General features: G+C 71.8%; 25 protein-coding genes. 12 read left to right on the top strand and 13 right to left on the bottom strand.

All coding sequences use genetic code 11. The annotated features are described in order from the left end of the window. The first annotated feature begins 239 nt into the window (after window positions 1–239). The 5 genes from AB0K18_RS16010 to AB0K18_RS16030 all read left to right on the top strand — a co-directional run bounded on the left by AB0K18_RS16010 (window position 240) and on the right by AB0K18_RS16030 (window position 5,732). Window positions 240–1,202 carry an ATP-binding cassette domain-containing protein gene (locus AB0K18_RS16010; protein WP_364914756.1) on the top strand — a complete coding sequence of 321 codons (963 nt, stop codon included), beginning with the start codon at window positions 240–242 and terminating at the stop codon, window positions 1,200–1,202. Next, entirely contained in the window at window positions 1,199–1,855 is a 657-nt protein-coding gene (locus tag AB0K18_RS16015) for a methionine ABC transporter permease (protein WP_364914757.1), read from the top strand. The genes AB0K18_RS16010 and AB0K18_RS16015 overlap by 4 nt, the downstream gene beginning before the upstream one ends. A 9-nt stretch (window positions 1,856–1,864) precedes the next feature. Beyond that, window positions 1,865–2,689, top strand: a complete 825-nt coding sequence (locus AB0K18_RS16020; RefSeq protein WP_364914758.1) for a MetQ/NlpA family ABC transporter substrate-binding protein — start codon at window positions 1,865–1,867, stop codon at window positions 2,687–2,689. A 112-nt stretch (window positions 2,690–2,801) separates the two neighbouring features. Beyond that, window positions 2,802–4,337, top strand: a complete 1,536-nt coding sequence (locus tag AB0K18_RS16025) for an acyl-CoA synthetase (RefSeq protein WP_364914759.1) — start codon at window positions 2,802–2,804, stop codon at window positions 4,335–4,337. 156 nt (window positions 4,338–4,493) lie between these two features. Continuing rightward, window positions 4,494–5,732, top strand: coding sequence for a trypsin-like peptidase domain-containing protein (locus tag AB0K18_RS16030; RefSeq protein ID WP_364914760.1), 1,239 nt, complete (start codon window positions 4,494–4,496; stop codon window positions 5,730–5,732). A gap of 85 nt (window positions 5,733–5,817) precedes the next feature. Here AB0K18_RS16030 and AB0K18_RS16035 read toward each other — a convergent pair whose 3' ends face one another. The 8 genes from AB0K18_RS16035 to AB0K18_RS16070 all read right to left on the bottom strand — a co-directional run bounded on the left by AB0K18_RS16035 (window position 5,818) and on the right by AB0K18_RS16070 (window position 13,772). Then, on the bottom strand, window positions 5,818–6,558 hold the full coding sequence (locus AB0K18_RS16035) for an ABC transporter permease (protein WP_364914761.1): 741 nt from the start codon (window positions 6,556–6,558) through the stop codon (window positions 5,818–5,820). After that, window positions 6,551–7,432 (bottom strand): ABC transporter ATP-binding protein, encoded by an 882-nt coding sequence (locus tag AB0K18_RS16040; protein ID WP_364914762.1) that lies wholly within the window; start codon window positions 7,430–7,432, stop codon window positions 6,551–6,553. Before AB0K18_RS16040 ends, AB0K18_RS16035 begins: the two co-directional genes overlap by 8 nt. Further along, window positions 7,429–7,743, bottom strand: a complete 315-nt coding sequence (locus AB0K18_RS16045) for a transcriptional regulator (protein WP_364914763.1) — start codon at window positions 7,741–7,743, stop codon at window positions 7,429–7,431. The genes AB0K18_RS16040 and AB0K18_RS16045 overlap by 4 nt, the downstream gene beginning before the upstream one ends. Beyond that, window positions 7,740–8,369, bottom strand: a complete 630-nt coding sequence (locus AB0K18_RS16050; protein WP_364914764.1) for a hypothetical protein — start codon at window positions 8,367–8,369, stop codon at window positions 7,740–7,742. Before AB0K18_RS16050 ends, AB0K18_RS16045 begins: the two co-directional genes overlap by 4 nt. A 79-nt stretch (window positions 8,370–8,448) precedes the next feature. Beyond that, entirely contained in the window at window positions 8,449–10,131 is a 1,683-nt protein-coding gene (cydC, locus tag AB0K18_RS16055; protein WP_364914765.1) for a thiol reductant ABC exporter subunit CydC, read from the bottom strand. Further along, window positions 10,128–11,771 carry a thiol reductant ABC exporter subunit CydD gene (gene cydD / locus AB0K18_RS16060; RefSeq protein ID WP_364914766.1) on the bottom strand — a complete coding sequence of 548 codons (1,644 nt, stop codon included), beginning with the start codon at window positions 11,769–11,771 and terminating at the stop codon, window positions 10,128–10,130. Before cydD ends, cydC begins: the two co-directional genes overlap by 4 nt. A gap of 54 nt (window positions 11,772–11,825) precedes the next feature. Then, a complete protein-coding gene (locus tag AB0K18_RS16065) occupies window positions 11,826–12,590 on the bottom strand; it encodes a cytochrome d ubiquinol oxidase subunit II (protein ID WP_364914940.1) in 765 nt (254 codons plus the stop codon). A gap of 12 nt (window positions 12,591–12,602) precedes the next feature. Continuing rightward, complete coding sequence (locus AB0K18_RS16070; protein ID WP_364914767.1) at window positions 12,603–13,772, bottom strand: cytochrome ubiquinol oxidase subunit I; 1,170 nt, start codon at window positions 13,770–13,772, stop codon at window positions 12,603–12,605. 98 nt (window positions 13,773–13,870) lie between these two features. Between AB0K18_RS16070 and AB0K18_RS16075 the strand changes: the two genes are divergently transcribed. Next, window positions 13,871–14,206 carry a helix-turn-helix transcriptional regulator gene (locus tag AB0K18_RS16075; protein WP_364914941.1) on the top strand — a complete coding sequence of 112 codons (336 nt, stop codon included), beginning with the start codon at window positions 13,871–13,873 and terminating at the stop codon, window positions 14,204–14,206. Between the two features lie 31 nt (window positions 14,207–14,237). Here AB0K18_RS16075 and AB0K18_RS16080 read toward each other — a convergent pair whose 3' ends face one another. After that, on the bottom strand, window positions 14,238–14,891 hold the full coding sequence (locus AB0K18_RS16080; protein ID WP_364914768.1) for a permease prefix domain 1-containing protein: 654 nt from the start codon (window positions 14,889–14,891) through the stop codon (window positions 14,238–14,240). Window positions 14,892–14,999: 108 nt separating this feature from the next. Between AB0K18_RS16080 and AB0K18_RS16085 the strand changes: the two genes are divergently transcribed. From AB0K18_RS16085 to AB0K18_RS16095, 3 genes are read left to right on the top strand one after another with little or no spacing between them, the layout of a single operon-like run. Then, entirely contained in the window at window positions 15,000–15,353 is a 354-nt protein-coding gene (locus tag AB0K18_RS16085; RefSeq protein ID WP_364914769.1) for a VOC family protein, read from the top strand. Further along, window positions 15,350–15,712 carry a metalloregulator ArsR/SmtB family transcription factor gene (locus tag AB0K18_RS16090; protein ID WP_364914770.1) on the top strand — a complete coding sequence of 121 codons (363 nt, stop codon included), beginning with the start codon at window positions 15,350–15,352 and terminating at the stop codon, window positions 15,710–15,712. Before AB0K18_RS16085 ends, AB0K18_RS16090 begins: the two co-directional genes overlap by 4 nt. Next, window positions 15,669–16,133, top strand: a complete 465-nt coding sequence (locus tag AB0K18_RS16095; protein WP_364914771.1) for an SRPBCC domain-containing protein — start codon at window positions 15,669–15,671, stop codon at window positions 16,131–16,133. Before AB0K18_RS16090 ends, AB0K18_RS16095 begins: the two co-directional genes overlap by 44 nt. Window positions 16,134–16,290: 157 nt before the next feature. Here the strand turns inward: AB0K18_RS16095 and AB0K18_RS16100 are convergent, their stop codons facing one another. After that, window positions 16,291–17,697, bottom strand: coding sequence for a pentapeptide repeat-containing protein (locus AB0K18_RS16100; protein WP_364914772.1), 1,407 nt, complete (start codon window positions 17,695–17,697; stop codon window positions 16,291–16,293). Between the two features lie 105 nt (window positions 17,698–17,802). On the opposite strand from AB0K18_RS16100, the gene AB0K18_RS16105 reads away from it, so the two are divergent. After that, window positions 17,803–19,560 (top strand): ExeM/NucH family extracellular endonuclease, encoded by a 1,758-nt coding sequence (locus AB0K18_RS16105; protein WP_364914773.1) that lies wholly within the window; start codon window positions 17,803–17,805, stop codon window positions 19,558–19,560. Window positions 19,561–19,678: 118 nt separating this feature from the next. Further along, entirely contained in the window at window positions 19,679–20,053 is a 375-nt protein-coding gene (locus AB0K18_RS16110) for a thioredoxin family protein (protein WP_345402140.1), read from the top strand. A 69-nt stretch (window positions 20,054–20,122) separates the two neighbouring features. Here the strand turns inward: AB0K18_RS16110 and AB0K18_RS16115 are convergent, their stop codons facing one another. From AB0K18_RS16115 to AB0K18_RS16125, 3 genes are all read right to left on the bottom strand, one after another. After that, window positions 20,123–20,890: an SAM-dependent methyltransferase gene (locus AB0K18_RS16115; protein WP_364914774.1), complete on the bottom strand. Its 768-nt coding sequence runs from the start codon at window positions 20,888–20,890 to the stop codon at window positions 20,123–20,125. 306 nt (window positions 20,891–21,196) lie between these two features. After that, window positions 21,197–22,534, bottom strand: coding sequence for a class II 3-deoxy-7-phosphoheptulonate synthase (locus AB0K18_RS16120; RefSeq protein ID WP_345402146.1), 1,338 nt, complete (start codon window positions 22,532–22,534; stop codon window positions 21,197–21,199). Between the two features lie 91 nt (window positions 22,535–22,625). Beyond that, window positions 22,626–23,825 carry an FAD-dependent oxidoreductase gene (locus AB0K18_RS16125; RefSeq protein ID WP_364914775.1) on the bottom strand — a complete coding sequence of 400 codons (1,200 nt, stop codon included), beginning with the start codon at window positions 23,823–23,825 and terminating at the stop codon, window positions 22,626–22,628. Between the two features lie 120 nt (window positions 23,826–23,945). On the opposite strand from AB0K18_RS16125, the gene AB0K18_RS16130 reads away from it, so the two are divergent. Beyond that, entirely contained in the window at window positions 23,946–24,755 is an 810-nt protein-coding gene (locus AB0K18_RS16130; protein WP_364914776.1) for an anti-sigma factor, read from the top strand. The last annotated feature ends 94 nt before the right edge of the window (window positions 24,756–24,849 follow it).

The following is a 24,849-nucleotide window of genomic DNA, read 5'->3' on the forward strand; positions in this document are numbered from 1 at the left end:
GTGTCGCAGCATGCGTATGGGGCGAATGCCGGCCCGCTAGAGCAGACCCACCGCCCGTTCCTCGATGTCGAAGGTCATCATGATCACACCCGGTTTCGTGCTGCGCAGGCTGAGCCACCTGCCCTTCCACCCCGGCACGCGCTGACTCTGAAGCTGACGGCGCCGACCAGCGCCGCCTTCCCAAGGATGTCCGTTCTCGCGGCCCGCCACGTGGCCGCCCTCAGTCGTGGGGATTCTCCGTGATCCAGGCTTCCGGCCTGCGCAAGCAGTACGGCGACACCGTCGCGCTCGACGGCGTCGACCTGCATGTGCGCGAAGGCGAGATCTACGGCGTGCTCGGCCAGAGCGGCGCCGGCAAGAGCACGCTGCTGCGCTGCGTCAACCTGCTCGAACGCCCCACCGCGGGCACCGTCACCGTCGCGGGACAGGACATGACCGCGCTCGGCGATCGCGACCTGAACCGCGCCAGGCAGCGCATCGGCATGATCCACCAGCACTTCGCGCTGCTGTCCTCGCGCACGGTCGCCGGGAACGTGGCCTTCCCGCTGGAGGTCATGGGCGTGCCCAGGGACGAGCGCGAGCGCCGGGTGGCCGAGCTGCTCGAGCTGGTCGGCCTGGCGGGACGTGGCAAGGACCGCCCGCACCAGCTGTCGGGCGGCCAGAAGCAGCGCGTCGGCATCGCCAGGGCGCTGGCGGGCAACCCGTCGGTGCTGCTGTCGGACGAGGCCACCTCGGCCCTCGACCCGGCCACCACGCAGTCGATCCTCGCCCTGCTCAAGCGGCTCAACGCGGAGCTGGGCCTGACGATCCTGCTCATCACCCACGAGATGAACGTGGTCAAGAGCGTCTGCGACTCGGTCGCCATCATGGCGCAGGGCCGCATCGAGGAGTCCGGCGTCATCGCGGACCTCATCAGGACCCCCGGCTCCCGGCTGACCAGGGAGATCTTCCCGCTGCCCGAGCCCGCCCCGGCCGGCTCGGTGACGCTGACGTTCACCGGCGACCCACGCCAGCCCGTGGTGTCGGAGGTCGTGCGCAAGTTCGAGGTGGACCTCAGCATCCTCGGCGGCTCCATCGAGGACCTGGCGGGCGGCTCGGTGGGCCGGCTGCGGGTGGCGCTCGACGGCGCCGACCGGCGTGCGGCGCTGGCGTACCTGAGCGACTGCGGGCTGATCGTGGAGGAAGCGGGGGAGGCCGCGTGACCTGGGAAGAGATGCTGCCGCTGCTGTGGCCGGCGACGGTGGAGACGGGCCTGATGGTCGGCTGGGCGACGCTGTTCACGCTGCTGCTCGGGCTGCCGCTGGGCGTGGCGCTGGTGGTGTTCGACCGTGACGGGCTGCGGCCGCTGCCGGCGCTGAAGTCCGCGCTCGGGTTCGTGGTGAACGTGGGGCGCTCGCTGCCGTTCATCGTGCTGATGATCGCGATCATCCCGTTCACCCGGCTCGTCGTCGGGACCACCATCGGGACGGCCGCGTTCGTGGTGCCGCTGACCGTCGGCGCGGTGCCGTTCTTCGCCCGGCTGGTCGAGACCGCGCTGCGCGAGGTCGGCACGGACGTCGTGCAGGCCGCCCAGGCCATGGGCGCGAGCAGGGCCTCGATCGTGCGCAAGGTCCTGCTGCCCGAGGCGCTGCCCGGCCTGGTCGCGGGCCTGACCGTGACCGTGGTGGCGCTCATCGGCTACAGCGCCATGGCCGGCACGCTCGGCGGCGGCGGGCTGGGCGACCTGGCCGTCCGGTACGGCTACCAGCGCTTCGAGACGCTCCTGATGATCGTCACGGTCGTGCTGCTGCTCGTCATCGTGCAACTCCTGCAGAGCCTGGGCGACTGGGTCGCTCGGCGCCTATCGCACAAGTAAGGAAAAATCATGAAAATTCACCGCTTTGTGGGTGCTGTCGCGCTGGCTCTGTCGCTCGCCGCATGTGGCACGTCGCAGTCCGCGACCAGCGACACGGCCGAATCAGCCGACACCGTGCTCAAGGTCGGCGTGAACCCGGTGCCGCACGCGGAGATCCTGAACTTCGTCAAGGACAACCTGGCCCCGGCCGCCGGACTCAAGCTGGAAGTCGTCGAGTTCACCGACTACGTGCAGCCGAACGTGCAGCTCGAAGAGGGCAAGCTGACCGCCAACTACTTCCAGCACCGGCCGTACCTCGACGACTTCAACAAGAGCAAGGGCACGAACCTGACCTTCGTCGCCGGGGTCCACCTGGAGCCGCTCGGCCTGTACTCCAAGAAGATCACCGACGTGTCGGCGCTGGCGAGCGGCGCCACCGTGGCGCTGCCCAACGACGCCACCAACCTGGGCCGTGCGCTCAAGCTGCTCGCCGACAACGGCGTGATCACCCTCAAGGACGGCGCCGGCACCGCCGCGACCGAGCGCGACGTCGCGCAGAACCCGAAGAACCTGCAGTTCAAGCCGCTGGAGGCGGCGCAGCTCCCGCGCTCGCTCGAGGACGTGGACGCCGCGGTCATCAACGGCAACTACGCCCTGGAGGCCGGTCTCAAGCCCGCCTCCGACGCGCTGGTGCTGGAGAAGACCGAGGGCAACCCGTACGTCAACGGCCTGGTCGTGCCGAACGGCCACGAGAAGGACGCGAACATCGTCACCCTCGGCAAGTTGCTGCAGGACCAGAAGGTCAAGGACTTCATCAAGGAGAAGTATCAGGGCTCGGTCCTCCCGGCCGAGTGACAGCCAGAGTGACGGCCAGAGTGACAGCCGGGTGAGGCCGGTCGCGGCCCCCGTGACAGGGGGCCGCGCCGGTTCTGGCGCGCCGGGCGACTGACCGAATACTGTTCTGTTCATGTACCCGGGAGCCATCGCAGCAGTCACCCCCGACAAGCCCGCTGTGATCATGGCGGGCTCCGGGCAGGTCGTCACCTACCGCGAGCTGGACGAGGAGTCGAACCGGCTGGCCCACCTCTTCCGCGCCGCCGGCCTGCGTCCCGGCGACCACGTCGCCTTCATGCTGGCCAACCACCCGCTCTTCCTGGCCGTCGCCTGGGCCGCGCACCGCGCCGGCCTGTACTACACGCCGATCAGCTCCCGGCTGCAGGCCGACGAGCTGGCCTACATCGTCTCCAACTGCGGCGCCCGGGTCTTCATCGCCGGCGCCGACCTGGCCGCCGTCGCCGCCTCCGTCACCGCCGGCACGCCGGGCGTCGAGCTGCGGCTCATGCTCGGCGGCGAGGCCGAGGGCTTCACCTCGTACGAGCAGGCCGTCGCCGAGTACCCCGCCACCCCCATCGAGGACGAGTGCACGGGCGCCGACATGCTCTACTCCTCCGGCACCACAGGCCGCCCCAAGGGCGTCAAGGTGCCCGCCACGCATGGCCCGCTGGAGGAGCCCGGCATGCTGCTGAGGCTCATCCAGGGCATGTTCGCGCCGTCGGCCGACAGCGTCTACCTCTCGCCGGCCCCGCTCTACCACGCGGCGCCGCTGCGCTACTGCATGTCCTTCCAGCGGCTCGGCGCGACCGTGGTGGTCATGGAGCGCTTCGAGCCCGAGCGGTACCTGGCGGCGGTCGAGCAGTACGCGGTCACGCACTCGCAGCTCGTGCCGACGATGTTCATCAAGATGCTGAAGCTGCCGCGGGAGGTCAGGGACAAGTACGACGTCTCCTCCCTCCGGTACGCCATCCACGCCGCCGCCCCCTGCCCCGTCCCGGTCAAGGAGCAGATGATGGAGTGGTGGGGCCCGATCGTCCACGAGTACTACGCGGGCACCGAGGGCAACGGCTTCCTTTATGCCGGCCCCGACGACTGGCTGGCCCACAAGGGCACGGTCGGCCGCTCGCTGCTCGGCGTCGTGCACATCTGCGACGAGAACGGCGACGACTTGCCGCCCGGCGAGCACGGCACCATCTACTTCGAGAACGGCGGCCGCTTCGAGTACCACGGCGACCCCGACAAGACCCGCTCCGCCCAGGACCCGCAGGGCAGGGGCTGGACCACGCTGGGCGACATCGGCTACCTCGACGAGGAGGGCTTCCTCTACCTGACCGACCGCCGCTCATACATGATCATTTCGGGCGGCGTGAACATCTACCCGCAGGAGGCCGAGAACGTGCTGTCGGTGCACCCGAAGGTGGCCGACGTGGCGGTGTTCGGCGTGCCGGACGAGGAGATGGGCGAGCAGGTCAAGGCCGTGGTCGAGCCGGTGTCCATGGCGGAGGCGGGGCCGGGTCTTGAGGCGGAGCTGATCGCGTACTGCCGCGAGCACCTCGCCCACTACAAGTGCCCCAAGTCGGTGGACTTCCGTGCCGAGCTGCCCCGCCATCCGACCGGCAAGCTCTACAAGCGGCTGCTCAAGGACGAGTACTGGCCCGCGAAGCGGTAGAAATCTCAAATATTTTCCGCGAGGCCCACGCCCGGCGCGACCTCGATCGATAAGGGTCGCGTCAGGGCGTGGCGCGCCCCCGGAATCCGCCCCTTAACCTGCTCTTACGACAGTCTTGACACCCTTGAAGCAGAGGGATTCGAGGGAGATGACAGGATGAACGCGAACGAGCCTCACGAGCAGGGTCCCGAGCGGCGGGACACCGGTGGGTGGAGCCAGTTCGGCGCCACCCCACCGGCCGCCGGGGGCTTCCCCCGGCGGGAGACGATCGTCATGGAGGTGCCGCCACCGCCGGCGCAGCCCAAGAGGCAGCGCTTCACCGTCGGCCAGAAGGCCATCGCGGCTCTCGCCATGGCCGCCATGGCCGTCGGCGGCGGTGTCGTCGGGGCCGTCGTCGCCACCTCGTTCCAGCCCGAGCCGGTCGCCGGCAGCAGCCCCAGCGCCCCGAGCCCGGTCTTCAAGTCGGCCTCCGACCAGCTCACGGTGGCGGAAGTGGCGGCCAAGGTGCAGCCCACGGTCGTGATGATCCAGGGACAGAGCGGTGAGGGCTCCGGCGTGGTGCTTTCGGAGGACGGCCTGATCCTGACCAACAACCACGTGGCCGTGGGGGCGGGTCAGGGTGGCCAGATGAGCGTCAAGTTCAGCGACGGCAAGACCGCCAAGGCCACCGTCGTCGGCACCGATCCGGCCACCGACCTGGCCGTCATCAGGGCCGAGGGCGTCTCGGGGCTGACCAAGGCCACGCTGGGCGACAGCGACCAGCTCAAGGTGGGCGACCCGGTGCTGGCCATCGGCAGCCCGCTCGGCCTCGACGGGTCCGTCACGGCCGGCATCGTCAGCGCGCTCGACCGTACGCTGAACCTCGGCAACGACCAGCGCAGGCAGCTGCCGCCCGGCTGGCCGCAGGACAATGAGAGCGCGCCCACCACGATCGGCGGCGCGATCCAGACCGACGCCTCGATCAACCCAGGCAACTCCGGCGGCGCGCTGGTCAACGCGGCCGGCGAGCTGGTCGGCATCAACACCGCCATCGCCTCCGACGCGGCGGGCGGCGGCGTCGGCTTCGCGATCCCGGTCAACACCGCCAAGCAGGTCTCCGAGCAGCTCATCAGCAGCGGCAAGGTCACCCACGCCTGGCTCGGCGTGAGCGTCACCGACGCCACCGGCGACGTGGCAGGGGCGCTGGTCAGGCAGGTCTCGCCGGGCAGCCCGGCGGAGAAGGCCGGACTGCAGCAAGGTGACCTGATCACGAAGATCGGCGACAAGACGGTTGACGGAGGCGATACGGTTGTCGGGCAGGTCAGAGGTTTCAAACCGGGCCAAGAGGTCAAGATCACATATATGAGGGACGGCGAAAGCCACGAGGTCGACGTCACCCTTGCGGAGAACGCGTAACATCAGGACCCCCTCATGAGCGGGTGTGCCGTCGAGATCGCTGCGGACTCGGCGGCACACCCCCTTTTTTTCGCGACATTTCCCCTTAGGCGAAGCGCCGGCCCTCGTCCCGCCGGTACGCCCAGACGGCCCCCGCCGCCGCCAGCACGGTCCAGGCGGCCAGCGAGACCAGCGACACCACGCCGGGCGTGGTGCCCGCCGTCACCGCCCACAGCAGCTCGGCCACCCCGCGCGCCGGCGTGAACGGCGAGACCGCCTCCAGGAAGCCGGGCAGGATCTGGGGCGGCAGCAGCAGCCCGCCGAGGACGCCCATCGGGAAGAACAGCAGCTGCGACACCGCGATCGTCGCCTTCGCGGTCAGCAGGAAGCCGATGAACAACCCCATCAGCATGAACGGCACCACGCCGGCGAGCAGCGTCACCAGGCCCGCGAGGAGCCCCAGCGGCGTGATGGTGGCCGCGGTGAACAGCGCCGCCACCACAAGCACCGGCACCACCGCGAGCACCATCTGGGCGAGCATCGCGAGGATGCGCCCGGCGAAGCGGGGGAACGGGCCGGCGGGCAGCGTGCGGATGTAGGGGTTCCAGGGCTGCTCGCGGTCCTGCGCCACCGTGACGGACAGCCCGATGATCGCCTGCGACATCGCGCCGAAGAGCGTCAGCGACGCCGTAGCCATCGTGGCCGCTCGCGGGTCGTCGCCCGCGAACGGCACGACGAACGCCGCCAGCGCGACCGCGGGGAACAACGCGCCCGCCGCGAGGCCGATGGGGACCCGCAGCTGTTCGAGCAGCAGGATCCTGGTGTGCGCGGCGACCAGGCTAGACATGGGACGGCTCCTTCGCGGTGATGGTGAGGAACGCCTCTTCGAGGGTGGTGGGCCTGATCTCCAGGCCGGAGAACGGCGCGCCGCTGCGGACGAGCTCGATCACCAGCCGGTCGGGGTCGGTGGTGACCAGCGTCGTGCGGCCGTCCACCAGTTCGCTGCCCAGCACGCCGGGCAGCTCGGGCAGCCGCTCGGCCACCAGCGAGACCCGGCGCACGCCCACCATGCCGCGGATCGCGCTCACGGTGTCGTCGGCGAGCACCCGGCCGCCGCCCATCACCACCACCCGCTGGGCCAGCGCCTCGATCTCCTCCAGGTAGTGGCTGGTCAGCAGCACCGTGCCGCCGCCCTCGTGGTACGCCCTGACGCCCGCCCACAGGGCGTGCCTGGCCTCCACGTCGAGCCCGGTGGTCGGCTCGTCGAGGACGACCAGCCGCGGGTCGCCCGCGAACGCCAGCGCTACCGCCAGCCGCCGCCGCTGCCCGCCCGACAGGCCGCCCACCTGCCGCTTCGCGAGGTCGCCGAGCCCGAAGCGGTCGAGCAGCTCGGGCCCGCCGACCGGGTCGGGATAGTGCGCGCGGACGAAGTCGACCACCTCGCCGACCCGCAGCGACTCGGGCAGCCCCGTCTCCTGGGGGGTCACGCCGATGCGGCGCCGCGTCGCCGGGTCGAGCGGCGAGCCGCCGAGCAGCTCGACCGTGCCGGACGTCGGCCGGCGCAGCCCGACCAGCAGGTTGATCAGGGTGGACTTGCCGGCGCCGTTGGGACCCAGCAGGCCGACCAGCTCACCTGCCCCGATGCCGAGTGAGACGCGGTCGAGCGCCACCACGTCGCCGTAGCGGCGGGTGACCTCGGACGCGCGGGCCAGGACCGTCATCGCACTCCTCCAGCGTTGTCCAGCAGGGCGCGGATCGCCGCGGTGTATTCCTCGAAGGCCAGCCGTCCGCGCTTGGTCAGCGCCACGTACGTGACGGGGGTGCGGCCCTTGTGCGTCTTGGTGATGCGGACGTAGCCGGCGTCCTCCAGCTTGGTGAGGTGCACCGACAGGTTGCCCGCCGTCATGCCGAGCAGCTCCTTCATCGAGTTGAAGGCCATCTCGTCGCCGTCGGCCAGCACGTTGAGCGCGGCCACCACGCGCAGCCGTGCCTGGGCGTGGATCACCGGATCGAGTTCGGGCAGCCCGCTCACCCGCGCTGCCTCCGCCACAGCCACAGCCCCGCCGCGATGAACCCGCCGCCCAGCAGGACCGCCGTCAGCAGCGCGTGCAGGCCCGTGCCGAGCAGCACGCCGAGCGCGTTGACGCCGGCCGTCCAGCCGCCGATGAAGAACATCGGCCAGTTGAGCCAGATCGCGCCGCCGAGCATGTAGAGCAGCGCCACCACCAGCAGCGAGCCGCCCGCCCACAGCAGGCCGCGCTCCGCCGCGGGCAGCAGCGGGCCCAGCCGGATCGCGATGATCGACGTCAGCACCATGCCGGCCAGCCAGGCGTAGCCGTACATCGCGCCTCTGGCCGAGGTGTCGCCGCGCACCAGCTTGTTCATCTTGACGATCCCGTACGCGGAGACCGCGCCGGCGACGAGCATGGCCGCCAGCAGCACGCCCACCGCCTGCATCTGCGTGATCGCCAGGTAGGGGCGGCCGTCGAGCCCGTAGTGCAGGAAGAGGGCGGAGAAGCCGAGCAGCCAGGCGACCCCCCACGGGACGTAGAGCAGGCGCGGGTCGCCGTGCAGCCACTTCGTGGTGGCGTGGCTCTGCTCCTCGATGACCCGCAGCATCTCCTCGGGAGTGGGAACGCGCTCCTCGTCGTCGACCATGCAAACTCCTCGGCTTTGTAGAGTAGTTTGCATCGTAAACCTGATTGCGTCGCCAACACAACCCGTGGGCACGGGTACGTCACCGCCGGGTGAGGACCTCCGACTCCCAGAGGTCGCGGTAATAGCCGGGCACGCGCACCAGCTCGTCGTGCCGGCCGCGCTGCGTCACCCTGCCGTCCTCCAGCACGATCACCTCGTCGACCGACTCCAGGCCCTTGAGCCGGTGGGTCACCAGGAGGGTCGTACGGTCGCGGGTGACGTCCAGCAGGTCGTCCATCAGCCGGTCGGCGGTCTCCTCGTCGAGCGCCTCGGCGGGCTCGTCGAGCAGCAGCACGGGCGGGTCGTAGAGCAGGGCCCTGGCCAGCGCCAGCCGCTGCAGCTGGCCGCCCGACACCGTCCTGCCGTCCTCGCCCAGCTCGGTGTCCCAGCCGGTCCGCTCGACCCAGCCGTCCAGCTGGGCGTCGCGCACCGCCCGCAGCAGCCGCTCGTCGTCCGCGCCGGGGCCGGCCAGGCGCAGGTTGTCGCGCAGGCTGGCGCGGAAGATGTACGGGTCCTGGGTGAGGCCCGTCATGAGCTCCCGTACGTCGTCGCCCGCCAGGTCGCGCAGGTCCACGCCGTTGACCCGGATGCTCCCCGACTCGGGCTCGGCCAGGCGCATGAGGGCGGCCAGCAGCGTGCTCTTGCCCGCGCCGCTGGGCCCGACGATGGCCACCCGCCGCCCCGGCGCGACCCGCAGCGACACCCCGTCCAGCGCCGCCCGCTCCCCGCTCGCCGGGTGGCGGACCACCAGGTCGTCGATCTCGATGGTGAGCGGGGACTCCGGGCGGGGCGCGGGGGCGGCGGGCTCGGTGACGGCGGGGGCCGAGGAGCGCACCTCGCGCAGGCGCCGCAGCGCGGCCGTGATGCCCGCCAGCCGCTCGCCCGCCGCCGCGAGGGGCAGCACGGGTTCGAACGCCACCAGGCCGGTCAGGGCGAGCACCGCCGTGCCGACGGAGCCGACGCCCGCCGCCTGGGCCAGCAGCACCACCGCGGCCACCGTGAGGCCCTGCAGCAGGGTGCCGCCGGCCAGGGCGGCGGCGTGCACGCGGGACTGGCGGCGTTCGAGCGCGGCCAGAGTTTCGTCGGCCGCCCGGGCCCGGTCCAGGGCGGCGTCGTCGGCCCCGTACGCGGCCAGGTCGGCCGAGCCGTGCACCAGGTCGGCCACCCGGCCCGCCAGCGCCGCCCGCGCCGGGGCGATCCGCGCCGACCAGCGGCGGGCCGCGGCGGCCGTGCCGGCGGGCAGCAGCACCCCGGCCAGCACCAGGCCCGCCACCAGCACCAGCGCCGCCACCGGCAGGATCGTCAGGCCGATGACCACGGCCGCGAGCCCGGCCATCGCCGCCGCGGCGGCCGGCAGGAGGCAGCGGACCAGCAGGTCCTGCACGGCCACCGTGTCGTCCACCATCCGGCTCAGCAGGTCGGCGCCGCCGTGGCGGGGACGCTGGGGCGGGATGAGGGCCTCGTACAGGTCCTCCCTGGTGCCCGCCTGGGCGCGCAGGGCGACGTCGTGGCCGGTGAGGCGTTCCGCGTACCGGAAGACGCCCTTGCCGGTGGCGAACGCCCGCGTCGCCACGATCGCCACGCTCAGCGCGGCCAGCGGCGGCTGCTCGGCCGCCCGCGTGATCAGCCAGGCGGCGGCGGCGATGAGCCCGAGCCCGGCGAGGTCGGCCGCCGACCCGGCCAGCACCGCCCACCACACGCGCAACCCGATGCGCCGCTTCACGGCCTGCTCCCTTCCACGCGGAGCCCGGAGTCGGAGACCATGCGCCCGTCGTGGACGCGGACGACGCGGTCGGCCAGATCGATCATGGCGGGCCGGTGCGCGACGATGACGGCCGTACGGCCCTGAGCCAGCTCGGCGGTGGCCGTCACCACCGCGGCCTCGCTGCGGCCGTCGAGGCGGGCCGTGGGCTCGTCCAGGAGCAGCACGGAGGCGGCGGGGCGGCAGAAGGCGCGGGCCAGGGCGACGCGCTGGCGCTGGCCGGCGGACAGGTTCGTGCCGCGCTCGCCCAGCACCGTGTCGAACCCCTCGGGCAGGTCCTCGACGAAGTCGGCGTGCGCCGCCGCGGCGGCCCTGCGGACGTCGTCCATGGACGCCGTGGGGGCGCCGAGCCGGATGTTGCCGGCCACCGACGTGGCGAACAGGTGCGGGCGCTGCGCCACGAACGCCAGCCGCGCCCGCCACCGCGCCAGGTCGAGCTCCCGCAGGTCGGTCCCGTCGATGAGGACCCGGCCTGAGGACGGCTGGACGAACCCGAGCACGAGGTGCAGCAGCGTGCTCTTGCCGCCCCCGCTCTCGCCGACCAGGGCGACGCGCTCGCCGGGGGAGATGGTGAGCGAGACGTCCTCCAGCGCCGGCGTGTCACGGCCCGGATAGCGCACGGTGACGTTCTCCAGCCGGATCTCGGGCGCGCCGCCGCCGGGCACCGCACGGGTGCCGCCGCCGGCGCGCTCAGGCTCGTCGTCCAGGACGGCGAAGGCGGCGTCGGCCGCCGCCACCCCCTCCATGGAGGCGTGGAAGCGGGTCCCCATGGCCCGCAGCGGCAGGTACGCCTCCGGCGCCAGCAGCAGTACCAGCAGCGCCGTCGTCAGGTCGAGCGACCCCCCGAGCAGCCGCAGCCCGATCGGCACCGCCACCAGCGCCAGCGACAGCGACGCGCACAGTTCGAGGACGAGCGACGACAGGAACGCCACCCGCAGGGTCCGCATGGTGGCGCTGCGGTGGGCGTCGGCGACCTGCTTGATGACGCCGGCCTGGTAGCGGGCCCGGCCGAAGGCGCGCAGCGTGGGCAGCCCGCGCACGACGTCGAGGAAGTGGCCGCCGAGCCGCGACAGGGCGTGGAACTGCCGCTCGGTGACGGCCTTGGTGGTCATGCCGACGAGCGCGCCGAAGATGGGGATGAGCGGCAGCGTGACCAGCACGATCACGGCGCTGGCGAGGTCGGCGGCGAACAGCCGGATGAGCACGGCCACCGGCACGACCCCGGCCACGGCGATGGCCGGCAGATAGCCGGTCAAATAGTTGTCGAGCCCGTCGAGGCCGCGCCCCGCGAGCGTGACCAGCTCGCCCGAGCGGTGGGCGGCGAGCCGGGCGGGGCCCAGCTCGCGCAGCCGGTCCAGCAGCCGGTGGCGCAGCGCCGACTTGACGCCGGTCGCCGTGCGCCCGGCGAAGACGCCCTGTGTCCAGGCGAGCAGCGCCCGCACCCCGACCACCGCCGCCAGCACGCCGAGCGCCGCCGCGGTGAAGCGCCCGGACAGCACGCCCGCGAGCAGCTCGGCCTGCACCAGCACGAGCAGCCCTGCGAGCACGGCGGCGGCCATGGTGAGGCCGAGGTGCATGCGGACCGCACGCTCGGCCCGCATGAGCGAAAGCAAACCTTTGTGCACAGAGCCCCTCAGATCGCGCTCAGTAAGCCCTCAGAAGAACGAAGGGAGCAACGTGGCGGTCTTGCCTGGCCGGAAAGTCCGCCATACCCATACTTGCGCCCCCACCAGGATGGGTGCGACAGGCAGGACCATGAGACTCAGCACATTCAGCGTGGCCGGGGGAGCGGTGTGCGCCAGCAGGTACGGCATCGCGCCCGCCAGCACCCCGATCGCGGGCAGCGCGGCCACCAGCCCCGACACCAGCACCGCCCGCCCCGACCTGACGGCGCCGAAGACGCCCGGCGTGCGCCAGGCCAGGAACGTCCAGCCGTGGAAGGCGAACAGCAGCGTCACCACGACGCCGAGCAGCAGGCCCAGCGGGTGCACGACGGGGGCCTGGAAGCCGGTGGCGGCGGCGTACAGGGCCATGCCCCAGCCCGCGGACAGGCCGAGCGAGCCGAACGCGACGGCGCCGTCCCAGAAGCCCCGCCACAGCGACCCGCCGAGCCTGCGGCGGAACCACAGCCCGGCGTCGCGCAGCACCCAGCTCATCAGCATGGCCACGACCAGCGGATAGAGCCCGACCAGCACCTCGCCCTCCAGCAGCGGGTAGACCCCGGCCAGGGTCCCGGCGACGGCCACCAGCCACACCTCGTTGGCCAGCACGTACGGGGCGATCGCGGCCACCAGGCGGTCACGGTCGGCGCGCGTCCTGCCGAGCACCGGCAGCAGCAGTCCCACGCCGAGGTCGAAGCCCTCCAGCGCGAAGTATCCGGCGAGCAGCACGGCGAAGATGGCGAACCACAGCAGGTCCATCGTCAGCACCTCTCAGAAGGTCAGGGCGGGGGAGCGGGGCTCATCGGCGGCGGCGCCGAGGTCGAGCCCGCGCGGCCCGCGCCTGATCACCTTGGCGATGAGCACGTAGTCGACGACGGCGAGCAGGCCGAGCACGGCCGTGAAGGCGGCCAGCGAGCCCGTCACCATGCCGGAGGTCAGGCCCGGCGTCATGGCGTCGGCGACGCTGAGCCGCTCCCAGATCATCCACGGCTGCCTGCCGACCTCCCTGGCGACCCAGCCGAGTATCGACAGGACGAACGGCAGCGGCGTCATCAGCATGAGGATCGGATGCGCCCAGCGGGCCCGCGGCAGCACGCGGATCAGCGGCAGCATCACGAGCAGCACGACCAGCGCCAGGAGCTGGCCGATCTCGATCATGAAGCCGAGCGCGGTGGCGGCCACCGGGTTGTGCGCGCCGAACTTGTCCTCGGTGACGCCGCCGAACTGGGCGTAGCCGAACGCCATGGTCACGAAGATGCCGACGGCGGCGGTGAGCACGCCGGTGCGCAGCGAGCGCCCGAAGAACTCGGTCTCGGGAGCGCGCCGCCACAGCCGGTACGCGCTCGCGCCCACCAGCACCATCCCGCCGGTGAACAGCCCGGCCCCGATGACGTGCGGGAAGGAGAAGATCAGCGCCTTGTTGGCGAGCAGCGCGCCGAAGTCGGCCAGGCGCAGGCGCTCACCGTCGGCGACGGCGCCCGCCGGGTTCTGCAGGAACGAGTTGGCGACCATGATGAAGAACGCGCTGGCGTACGCGGTGAGCGTCACGACCCAGATGCAGGCCACGTGCGCCCACCTGGGCAGCCGGCCCCAGCCGAAGATCCACAGGCCGAGGAAGGTGGACTCCAGGAAGAAGGCCAGCAGCGTCTCCATGGCGAGGGGAGCCCCGAAGACGTCGCCGGCGTAGTCGGTCAGCCCGCTCCACGCCAGCCCGAACTGGAACTCCATCACGAGCCCGGTCACGATGCCGAGCGCGTAGTTGATGACGTAGACCTGCCCCCAGAAGCGCGTCATGCCTTCGTGCAGGGGCTGCCCCGACCGTGCCCACCTGGTGTGCATGATCGCGACCAGCGGCGCCAGGCCCAGCGTGAGCACCACGAACAGGAAGTGCAGGCTGCCGGTCACCGCGAACTGCGTGCGTGCCAGATCCAGGACGTCCATTCACCGCTCCGAAGTCGTGTTCATACGTAGGTAGTCTACACGTAGAAAGGCTACATGTAGTTTGGCTACATGATGAACCGGTGTCTAGGATCGATGACATGAACCCGGATGCGCTGCGCGGCCACATGGACGCTCTCCTCCTCTCCGTGCTGGAGGAGAAGCCGCTGCACGGCTACGCCATCATCGAGGCGCTGCAGGAACGCAGCGGAGGAGCGCTCAGCGTGCCCACCGGCACCGTCTATCCGGCGCTGCGCAGGCTCGAGCGCATCGGCCACCTGTCGAGCGAGTGGGCGACCGTGGGCGGCCGCAGGCGCCGCACCTACCGGCTCACCGATTCGGGCAGGAAGCAGCTGCAGGGAGAGCGGTCGGCCTGGCGGGAGTTCTCCACCGTGATCGGCAGCGTGCTGCGGGCCGAGTCGGCGGCTGTGTCGTGAGCTGTGTCGTGAGCTGTGCCGTGAGTGGGGCTCAGGCGCGCGTCACGCGTACGCACCTGGCGGCGCCGTAGAGCTGCAGGCCCCACATCGCCGAGGTGACCAGGTTCGCCAGCAGGGCCGGCAGCGAGTCGAGTGAGTTGGGTGCGTCGACGGCGAACGACAGCACCATCGCCAGCACACCCGTGAGCGGCAGCGCCGTCCACACCAGGATGCCCATCGACCGGACGGCCAGCCTGGGCCGCCGGATCCAGCGGGCGCCCCTGCTCAGCGCGAAGACCACGAGGCCGCCGTACAGGCCGGTGCCGAGCTGGAGCACGTCGAGCAGCCGGGAGAGCGGGACGTACCAGCCGGGCCTGTCGAGCCAGACGCTCGCGTCGGCGGGATAGAGGCGCCACAACAGCGACCACATCGCGACCGTGATCGGCACGCTGACGAACAGCAGCATGCCGAGCCGCCGCCCCGACGCGGCGGTCAGCTCGAGCTGGAAGCCCGGCGCGATCTCGGCGACCTCGCCGAACTCCTCGACCGCGCGCCGCTCGGCCTCCGCCCGGTCGAGCCCCTCGGCCTCGAACGCCTCGGCGGTGTCGAGCAGGCTGTCACGTGCCTCGACGACCAGGTCGTGCTTGGGCCCAGGCGGCCCGCAGACGGCTCTGTCCAGCTCGGCCACGTAGTCGTCGATGAGCATGGCTCAAGTGTAAGGAGAACGGCAGCCGGTCTCATCGGGGAATCCCCTGATATCCGGCGCGGGGGCGGGGCTTGTCACGTAGGAAAATTCCTACATATAGTGTCCGACATGCCCATCTCCTCCATCCTCACCGTCACCGTGCCGGTCGCCGACCAGAGCGCGGCACACGACTTCTACACGCGGGTGCTCGACTTCGAGGTACGCACCGACAATCCCTTCCCCATGGGCCGCTGGCTCACCGTGGCTCCCAAGGGCAGCGCGACGACGCTGCTGCTGGCCTCGTGGTTCCCCGGCATGGCGCCGATCGGCGGCCTGGTCGTCGGCGCGCCCGACCTCGACGCGCTGGCCGCCCGGCTGGGCGAGCACGGCGTCGCCTTCGACGGGCCGAGCGAGCAGGCGTGGGGGCGGCAGCTGCTCTTCCACGACCCCGACGGCAACGGTTTCGTGGTCAGCCAGGCGTGAGCGCCGACCACGTCTTCGCCGCGCTGGCCAGCCCCGCGCGGCGGGAGCTGCTGCGCCTGCTGCTCGACGAGGGCGCGCAGCCCGCCGGCCGGCTGGCCGAGCGGTTCGACATGAGCAGGCCCAGCGTGTCGGAGCATCTCAAGGTGCTCAGGGACGCGGGGCTGGTGTCGGAGACCCGCAAGGGCCGCGAACGCCACTACCGCCTGGAGGCGGGACCGCTGATGGAGATCCGCGACTGGCTCAGCCCGTACGAACGCTTCTGGCGAGAGCGCCTCGCCGCACTGACCACCCTGCTCGACGGCCTGGAGGACGACGATGCCGCAGACACCACCACCCGCCGGACCGCCGGAGACCACTGAGGAGCGCACGGCCATCAGGCTCGACCAGTTCCTCGCCCACCCGCCGGCCAAGGTGTGGCGCGCGCTCACCGAGCCGGAGCTGCTGGCCCGCTGGCTCATGCCGAACGACTTCAGGCCCGAGGTCGGCCACCGCTTCACCTTCACCACCACGCCCAAGAAGGCGGTCGGCTTCGACGGGGTCGTCCACTGCGAGGTGCTGGCGATCGAGCCGGAGAAGCTGCTCCGGCTGGCCTGGAGCGACGGGCGAGTGGACTGGACCGTGACCTGGCGGCTGGAGCCCGAGGGCAAGGGCACCAGGCTCTTCCTCGACCACGAGGGCTTCGACCCCGACGACGAGCTGCAGCAGATGTCGCGGCGCATCATGGGCGGCGGCTGGCCCCGCCACTTCGCCACCATCGAGGCGCTCGCCGCCCAGCTCTGAGCCCCGCACGCCCGCCGCCCGCACGCCCGCCGCCCGCACGCCCGCCGCCCGCACGCCCGCACGTCCGCCGCCCGTCGGCCGGCGCTGTGGCCGGCGGGCAGGGCGCAGGGCGGCGTCGGCAGGGCGTCGTCAGCGGGGTGCCGTGAGCGGGGTGCCGTCAGCGGGGGACGGCCTGGTTGGCCGGGGTGCGGTGCTGGCCGGCGTGGGAGGCCGTGCTCCACAGGACGGCCGCCGCCGCCAGCGCCGCCACCACGGCCAGCCAGAGCGCCGCCCGGCCGAGGCGCATGCCGTACCCGCACAGCAGCCACGACACCGACAGCCACCAGCCGTGACCGGCCTGGCGGCGCATCTCCATGGCGGCGAACGCGAAGTCGGCCGAGGTGGCGCGGTCGCTGGGGCGCAGGCCCGCGTAGAGGGCGGCGAGCCCGTCGGGTGTGGCTCCCGGGTCGCCGGGGTCGTCATGGCCGCCCCCGTGGCCGCCCCCGTGGCCACCCCCGCGGCGGCCGTCGCGCAGGGTGTGCTCGTCGGCCAGCGCCCGGCGGCGGGAGAACCAGCGCAGCATCGGCCAGCGCAGGCTGAGCTGCACGCCGCGCGGCGTCAGCGCGAACGTGCAGTCCTTGACCCGCACGCCTGACGGGTGCGCCAGCCCCGCGAAGCGGCACGTCGTCAGGTCGAGCCCGTGCAGCGCGAGGTCACCGGCGTCCACCTGGCGCAGCGAGGTGAGCGTGGAGCGGCCGCGCCCGGTCACGGTGGCCGGGCCGTGCAGGACCGCGCCCTCCAGGTCGGCCTGGGAGTCGGTGAGCCGCAGGGTGGTGGGGCCGGTCACCTCGACGCCGCGCAGGTTCACGCCGCAGCAGGCCACCGCGACGTCGAGCAGCCCGTCGGCGCGCGCCCTGGCCGCCGACAGCCGGCCGGTGGCCGACAGGTACGCGTCGGCGGCGAAGTGGGCGGCCTCGAACCCGGCGTGCCCCCTGACCTTGCGGAACGACAGCGTACGGCCGAAGCGCGCGCCCCTGAAGACCGCGCCGCCGCCCAGGTGGGCGCCGTCGAAGGTGGCGTACCCGTCGAACCTGGCGCGCTCGCAGGACAGCCCGTGCCCGAACTCGGCCTGGCTGAACAGCGCGTCGCGCGACATCACGGCCTGGTCGAGCGAGACGTGCCCGCGTGCGGTGACGCCGTGGAAGGACAGCTCGCGGGCGAACCTGACGCCCGCCAGCGACACGTTGCCCTCGAACCTGGCGCCGAAGAACGAGGCGAGCCGGTCGAACCTGGCGCCGTCGAGCGACACGTCGCCGCGGAACGTCACCCCTGACAGCCGTACGTCGCCGGTGAAGGTGACCCGGTCGAGCCTGGCCCGTCCTGGACGGCCGCCCATGGCGTCGAGGACGCGGGCGAACAGGGCGCTGGTGACGGTGGTGCCGCGCAGGTCGAGCAGGCGGCCGGGGGAGAGCTCGGCGAGCGCCGCGCTCAGGTGCTCGGGATCGAGGTGGGCGAGACAGAGCCCGGTCGGACGGCTAGCGATTCCGGTGCAAGCAGCAGAATACGCGCAGGTGACCCAGTCCATGCTCAGGTGATACCCGCCGGTGCCGATGTCAAGGTTCGGCGATTTAATGTTCTATCCATCTTTATGTGGAAATATGCGGGTCATATTGGCCGTAAAGTGCCGGGCATGCACGCTTTATCACGAGCATCCCTGGCGGCCTTGATCGCGGTGGCGATCCCGGTGGCCGTTCCGGCCGCTCCCGCCGCCGGCAACACCGCCGACCCCGCCCCAGGGTCCTGCGCCACCCCGGCCTCGCACCGCATCGCGCAGGTGCAGGGCGGCGGAGAAGCCAGCCCCCTGGCCGGCCGGACGGTACGCGTCGAGGGCGTCGTGACCGCCGACTTCCAGCGGGCCGACCAGCTCAGCGGCTTCTTCCTCCAGGACCCCAGGCCGGACGCCGACCCGGCGACGTCGGAAGGGCTGTTCGCCTACGCCCGCGAGTCGGTCAAGGACGTCAAGGCCGGCGACCGGGTCCTGGTGACCGGCACGGTGACCGAGTTCAACGGCTTGACCGAGCTGTCGCCCGTCACCGCCGTGGACGTGTGCGGCAAGGGCAAGGCGGCGGCGCTGCCGTACCGGCTGCCGGTGACCCCCGGCAAGAGCCTGGAGCCGGTCGAGAACATGCTGCTGACCTTCCCGCAGCCGCTCACCGTCAGCGAGCACTACAACCTGGGCCGCTACGGCGAGGTCACGCTCTCCTCCCAGGGCCGGCTGTTCCAGCCGACCGACCGGCGCGGCGTGGACGCCGGGCTCGACGAGCGCCGCTCCCTGCTCGTGGACGACGCCTCCACCCGCGAGAACCCCGCCACGCTGCCGCCCATCGTGCGGACCGGCGACGTGGCGCTCGGCGTCACCGGCGTGCTCGGCTACGGCTTCGGCTCCTACCGGCTGCAGCCCACCAAGCCCATCGCGTACGCGAACGCCAACCCGCGCACGCCCAAGCCGTTCCCGGTGATCGGGAACGTCAAGGTGGCCTCGTTCAACACCCTCAACTGGTTCACCACGCTCGGCTCGCGCGGCGCGAACAACGCCGCGGAGCAGGAGCGCCAGCTCGCCAAGCTGGTGGCCGCGCTCAAGGGCCTCGACGCCGACGCGGTCGCCCTCATGGAGGTCGAGAACAACGGCCAGACCGCCCTCCAGGCGCTCGTGGACGCGGTCAACGCCCAGGCCGGAGCCGGTACGTACGCGGCGCTCTCGCACCCGTACCCCGGCACCGACGCCATCCAGGTCGGCCTGATCTACAAGCCCGCCAAGCTCATCCCGGTCGGCGCGGCACAGGCGTCGGACGACCCCGTCTTCAGCCGGCCCCCGCTGATCCAGACCTTCCGCAGGAAGGGCGGCGGCCAGCCGTTCACGATGCTCGTCAACCACCTCAAGTCGAAGGGCAGCTGCCCGTCCGGCGGCCCCGACGCCGACCAGGGCGACGGCCAGAGCTGCTGGAACGCCACCCGCGTCGCCCAGGCCCAGGCCCTGCTCGGCCTCATCGAGGACCGGGACCTGCCCAACCCGATCGTGCTCGGCGACCTCAACGCCTACGGCGAGGAGGACCCCATCGACACCCTCGAGGCGGGCGGCCTGACCAGCGTCACCAAGCGGTTCGTGCCCGCCGCGCAGCGCTACAGCTACCTGTTCGACGGGCTGGCGGGCGAGCTCGACCACGCCCTGGTCGGCAGGCAACTGCTCAAGCGGGTCACCAGCGCCGCGATCTGGCACATCAACGCCGACGAGCCGCGCATCCGCGACTACAACACCGAGTTCAATCCGCCCGACCTCTACCGGCCGGACGCCTACCGCTCATCCGACCACGATCCGCTGGTCATCGGCCTGACCCTGCCCGGTGGAGGGCCCGGCGGAGGGCCCGGCGGAGGGCCCGGCGGACGCTGAGCCCCGGCGGGCGCGGCCGATCCGAAGGGCCGCGCCCGCCGCCGGAGCATGGAATGCTGGGTGTGGGTACGTGGTTGAGACGGATGCACTGCTAGCGACAACGAGCAAGGAGCCACTTGTGGCGACCATCGAAGTAACCGAGAAGAACTTCAACGACATCGCCGACAAGGGGATCGTGCTGCTCGACTTCTGGGCCGAGTGGTGCCCGCCGTGCAAGAAGTTCGGGCCGATCTTCGAGCAGGCGTCGGACAAGCACGAGGACATCACCTTCGGCAAGATCGACACCGACGCGGAGCAGGGCCTCGCCCAGGGGTTCGACATCACCTCGATCCCCACGCTGATGGCCATCCGCGACGGCATCGTCGTCTTCGCGCAGGCCGGCGCCATCCCGGCGCCCGCGCTCGAAGACCTCATCAGGCAGGTCAGGGCCCTCGACATGGACGCCATCAGGGCCGAGCTCAGCGAAGAGCTGAAGAACGCCCAGCAGAACTGACCGCCGACACGTCGAGGCCCCGCCGGTTCACGGCGGGGCCTTTCTCATTCCCTGTCGCCACAGGCCGGGTCAGAGCTTGCGCGCGACGCCGACGTACCCGAAGGTGATGTGGTCGCCCAGCATCATCTCCTGGTCGGGCCGCCACCTGGCGGGGAACGTCAGCCCCGGCTCGGCCAGCTCATAACCCTCGAAGAAGCGCTCGATCTGCTCCCGCGTGCGCAGGTTCAGCGCGGCCGTCGACTTCTTGTAGATCTCCAGCGCCTGCGGGGTCTCGTCCGGCGTCGGGTCCACCGCGTGGCTGATCACGAGGTAGCTGCCCGGCGCGCTCGCCGCGCGCAGCTTGGCCACCAGGTCGTAGGCGTCGTCGTCGGAGACGAAGTGCAGCAGCGCCAGCATCAGGAACGCCACCGGCTGGTCGAAGTCGACCAGTCCGCCCAGCTTGCCGAGCAGCGCGTCGGGCTCGCGCACGTCCGCCTGGAGGAAGTCGACGTTCTCCTTCCTGGCCAGCAACGCCCTGCCGTGCACGCACACCACCGAGTCGTAGTCCACGTAGACCACGCGCGCCTCAGGGGCGATCTCGTGCGTGTTGCCCTGGGTGGGCAGGCCGGCGCCGAGATCGACGATCTGGCGTACGCCGGAGTCCACCAGGTGGCGCACCGCCCGGCGGAGGAAGTCCCGGTTCGCCCTGGCGCCTTCCTTGGTGTGCGGGAATTTCTGGAGGATCTGTTCGGCCGCTGCCCGGTCGGCCGCGAAGTTGTCCTTGCCGTCGAGGAAGTAGTCGTACATGCGCGCGACGTTGGGGACGTTCGGGTCGACCCCCTCCGGAGCACCAGCCACGTCATTTCTCCTGAAATATGAGAGCTTTTCCGGGCGATCATAGCTCTCAAACCTCAGCTTTCTCCCAAATTCAGGATTGCCCGCCGATGAGACCTGGATCACTCTTCTCCCGAAAGCGACGCAGCGGACCGGAGAAGAACTCCGGCCCGCTGCGGGGTGGAAGGGGGGCAGGCGCGTCACGCCGCCCGGGCCTCGGGGGCCGGGGCGGCGCATCGGGAACGGTCAGCCGCGGACGACCGTCCGTGGACGGACGGCCGTGGACGGACGGCCGTGGACGGACGGCCGGGAACGGACGGCCGGGAACGGTCAGCCGCGGTAGAGCTCGGCGACGCGGAAGGCGAGGTCGAGGGACTGGCCGCGGTTGAGGCGCGGGTCGCAGGCCGTCTCGTAGCGGGTGGCGAGGTCGGCCTCGTTGATCTCGTGGCCGCCGCCCACGCACTCGGTCACGTCGTCACCGGTGAACTCGATGTGGATGCCGCCCGGGTGGGTGCCGAGCGAGCGGTGCACCTCGAAGAAGCCGGCCACCTCGTCGAGCACGTCGTCGACGCGCCGCGTCTTGTGACCGCTCGGCGCCTCGAACGTGTTGCCGTGCATCGGGTCGCAGATCCACGCCACCCGCGCACCGGACGCGGTGACCTCCTTGACCAGTGCGGGCAGGTGCTCGCGGATCTTGGAGGCGCCCATCCGGGTGATGAACGTCAGCCGCCCCGCCTCGTTGGCCGGGTTGAGCTTGTCGACCAGCGCGAGCGCCTCGTCGGGCGTGGTGGTGGGCCCGAGCTTCACGCCGATCGGGTTGCGGATCTTGGCGAAGAAGTCGACATGGGCGCCGTCGAGCTGGCGGGTGCGCTCGCCGATCCAGACCATGTGGGCCGACACGTCGTACGGCAGCCCCGTACGCGAGTCGATGCGGGTGAGCGCGCGGTCGTAGTCGAGGATCAGCGCCTCGTGCGAGGAGTAGAACTCCACGGTGTGGAACTCCTCGGGCTCGGCCCGGCAGGCCCGCATGAAGGCCAGCGCCTGGTCGATCTCGCGAGCGAGCTGCTCGTAGCGGCGCCCGGCCGGCGACTCGGCCACGAAGTCCTGGTTCCAGGCGTGCACCTGGCGCAGGTCGGCGTAACCGCCCTTGGTGAAGGCGCGGGCGAGGTTGAGCGTCACGGCGGAGGAGTGGTAGGCCTTGAGCAGCCGCCACGGGTCGGGCATGCGGGCCTCGGGCGTGAAGTCGAAGCCGTTGACCATGTCGCCCCGGTAGGCCGGCAGCTCCACGCCGTTGCGGACCTCGGTGGGCTTGGACCGCGGCTTGGCGAACTGCCCCGCGACCCGGCCGATCTTCACCACCGGCACCCGGCCGGCATAGGTCAGCACGATCGCCATCTGCAGCAACGTCTTCAGCTTCTGACGCACGTTGTCGGCGGTCGCGCCGGCGAACGTCTCGGCGCAGTCGCCGCCTTGCAGGACGAACGCCTCACCACGGGCGACCGCCGCCAGCTGCTCCTTGAGCTGGTCGCACTCGCCGGCGAAGACCAACGGGGGCAGGCCGCCGAGTTCGGCGACAACCTTGTCGAGCTCGCCGCGGTCTGGCCAGTCAGGCTGCTGCGCCGCGGGGAGGGCTCGCCAGGAATCGAGATCCACTAGATTGCTGCTCACGAGATACGAGGGTATTCCACTGGCTCGGCACCACCGACCCCCTTGTCCACGTTGTGAGAATGCGGTTATACGGGTGCGAACCCAGAGGAAGTCAAAGTTCCTTTGCCAGGAGGTGCTCGGGCCGTACACCGAGGCCGATCACGCGGGCCACCAGCGCGTTGAGCACCGGGATCGCCGTCAGGTCGCGCGGCAGCCGCCGCGTCGGGTCGGCGTCGCCGCTGAGCGTGGGGCTGATGAAGCGGTTCTGGATCACCCGCTGCAGCGCCTGGGTGATCCGGGTGGGCGGCATGCGCCGCCGCTGCACCAGGTGCAGCGCCCGCTCCGGGATCGGCCCGCCGTGCCTGAGCGGGCCGGCCAGCAGGTTGGCGGTCGCGACGGCGTCCTGGACGGCCATGTTGATGCCGACGCCGAACACCGGTGACATGGCGTGCGCGGCGTCGCCGATGCACAGCAGCCCGGGCCGGTGCCAGCGGCGCAGCCGGTCGAGGCGGACGGTCAGCACGCTGACGTCGTCGTGGCTCGTGATCTGCTCCGCCCGTCCGGCCAGCCAGGGCAGCAGCTCGGTGATTGGCCGGCGCAGCGCGTCGATGCCCTCGTGCGTCAGCCGCTCGTGGCCGCCCTTGAGTATCACGTACGCGAGCTGCCAGTAGTCGCCCCGGTTGATGGCGACCATCAGGCGGCCCCGCGAGACCCGCAGGAACGGATCCTCGCGGTCGCCAGGGTCGCGCGGCAGCCGGAACCACAGCACGTCCATGGGCGCGCCAAGATCCTGCGGCGCCAGACCGGCCTTCGCGCGCAGTACCGAGGTGCGGCCGTCGGCGGCGACCGTCAGATCGGCCCTGATCTCGTGCTCGCCCGACGGGTCGCGGTAGCGCAGCCCGCGGACCGCGCCGCCCTCGCGGATCAGGTCCACCGCCTCGGCGTTCATCAGCAGCCGGAAGTTCGGGTAGCGGGCCGCCGCGCGCGTGATGAGCGTGAGGAAGTCCCACTGCGGCACGAACGTGATGTAGTTGTACCTCGTCCGCAGGTTCCGCACGTTCGCCAGGCGGATGTCGCCGGCGTCCGACACGACGGTCAGGCTGTACGCCTTGCGGTGCGGCAGCTTCAGCAGCTCCTCGGCCAGGCCCAGCTCGTCGAGCACCTCCATGGTCGAGGGGTGGATCGTGTCGCCCCTGAAGTCCCGCAGGAAGTCGCCGTGTTTCTCGAGCAGCGTCACCTCGGCGCCGGATCGCGCCAGAAGGAGGGCGAGCATCGCACCGGCGGGGCCGCCCCCCGCGATCACACATCCCATAATTCATCCCCCAGTGAGATTGTCGCACTTTCGCCGAAATGCACAAGGGCGGGGGCCATCCGGCGTGCCAGGAGCGCCGAAGTACGGGGGTGAGCCGCCTCTCACACCTGGGAGTGGACGATGAACGACGAGCTCCACACCCTCTCGGGCGCCTACGCCGTGCACGCGCTGCCGTACGCCGAGTGGGTGCTGTTCGAGGAGCACCTGCACGTGTGCGCCGGCTGCGCGGCCGAGGTCCGCCGGCTGCGCGAGACCGCGGCCCGCCTGGCGGAGACGGTCGCCGAACCCCCGCCCGCCCGCCTCCGTCACCGCCTCCTCGCCGCCGCCCACCGAACCCGCTCGCCATGGATCCCCGACGACGCACCCACGGTGTCGCATCGACTGCCCGTGCCGCCTGTGCCGCCTGTGCCGCCCGGGGGCGGCGATGGCGGGCGGGTGGTGCCGTTGCGGCGGCGAAGGAGGCGGCGCGTGGAGGTGGTGGCCGGGGCGTCGGTCGCCGTGTCGGCGGCGGCGGCCGTGGCGCTCGGCGTGCTCGCCTTCGACGCCCGCCGCGACCTCGCCGACCTCGCCGCCAGGAACGGCGAGCTGGCCGCCGTGCTGGCCGCGGCCGATGCCGAGACCATGCGGCGGCCGGTCAGCACCGGCGGCACCGGCACGGTCGTCGTCTCGCGCGAGCGGGGGCGGATGGTGTTCACCTCGTCGGGGCTGGCCGAACTGCCGCGGGCGAAGGCGTACGAGCTGTGGCTGATGGGCCCGGGAGGCGCGCGCCCGGCCGGCCTGCTGGAGCCGGGCCCCGGCGGGGCGAGCGCCCCGGTGGTGCTGACCCCGCTGCGCCGCGACGACCGCGTGGCGCTCACCGTCGAACCGGCCGAGGGCTCCCGGCAGCCCACCACCGACCCCGTCATGCTCGCCGACCTCCCCGAGGCGTGACCCTCCCATCCGACCCGTCATGTTCGCCGACCTCCCCGAGGCGTGCCCTCCCTCCCGGCCCGTCATGTTCGCCGGCCTCTCCGGGGCGCGCTCC

The organism is Nonomuraea sp. NPDC049421 (genome assembly GCF_040677005.1).
Classification (GTDB): domain Bacteria; phylum Actinomycetota; class Actinomycetes; order Streptosporangiales; family Streptosporangiaceae; genus Nonomuraea; species Nonomuraea salmonea.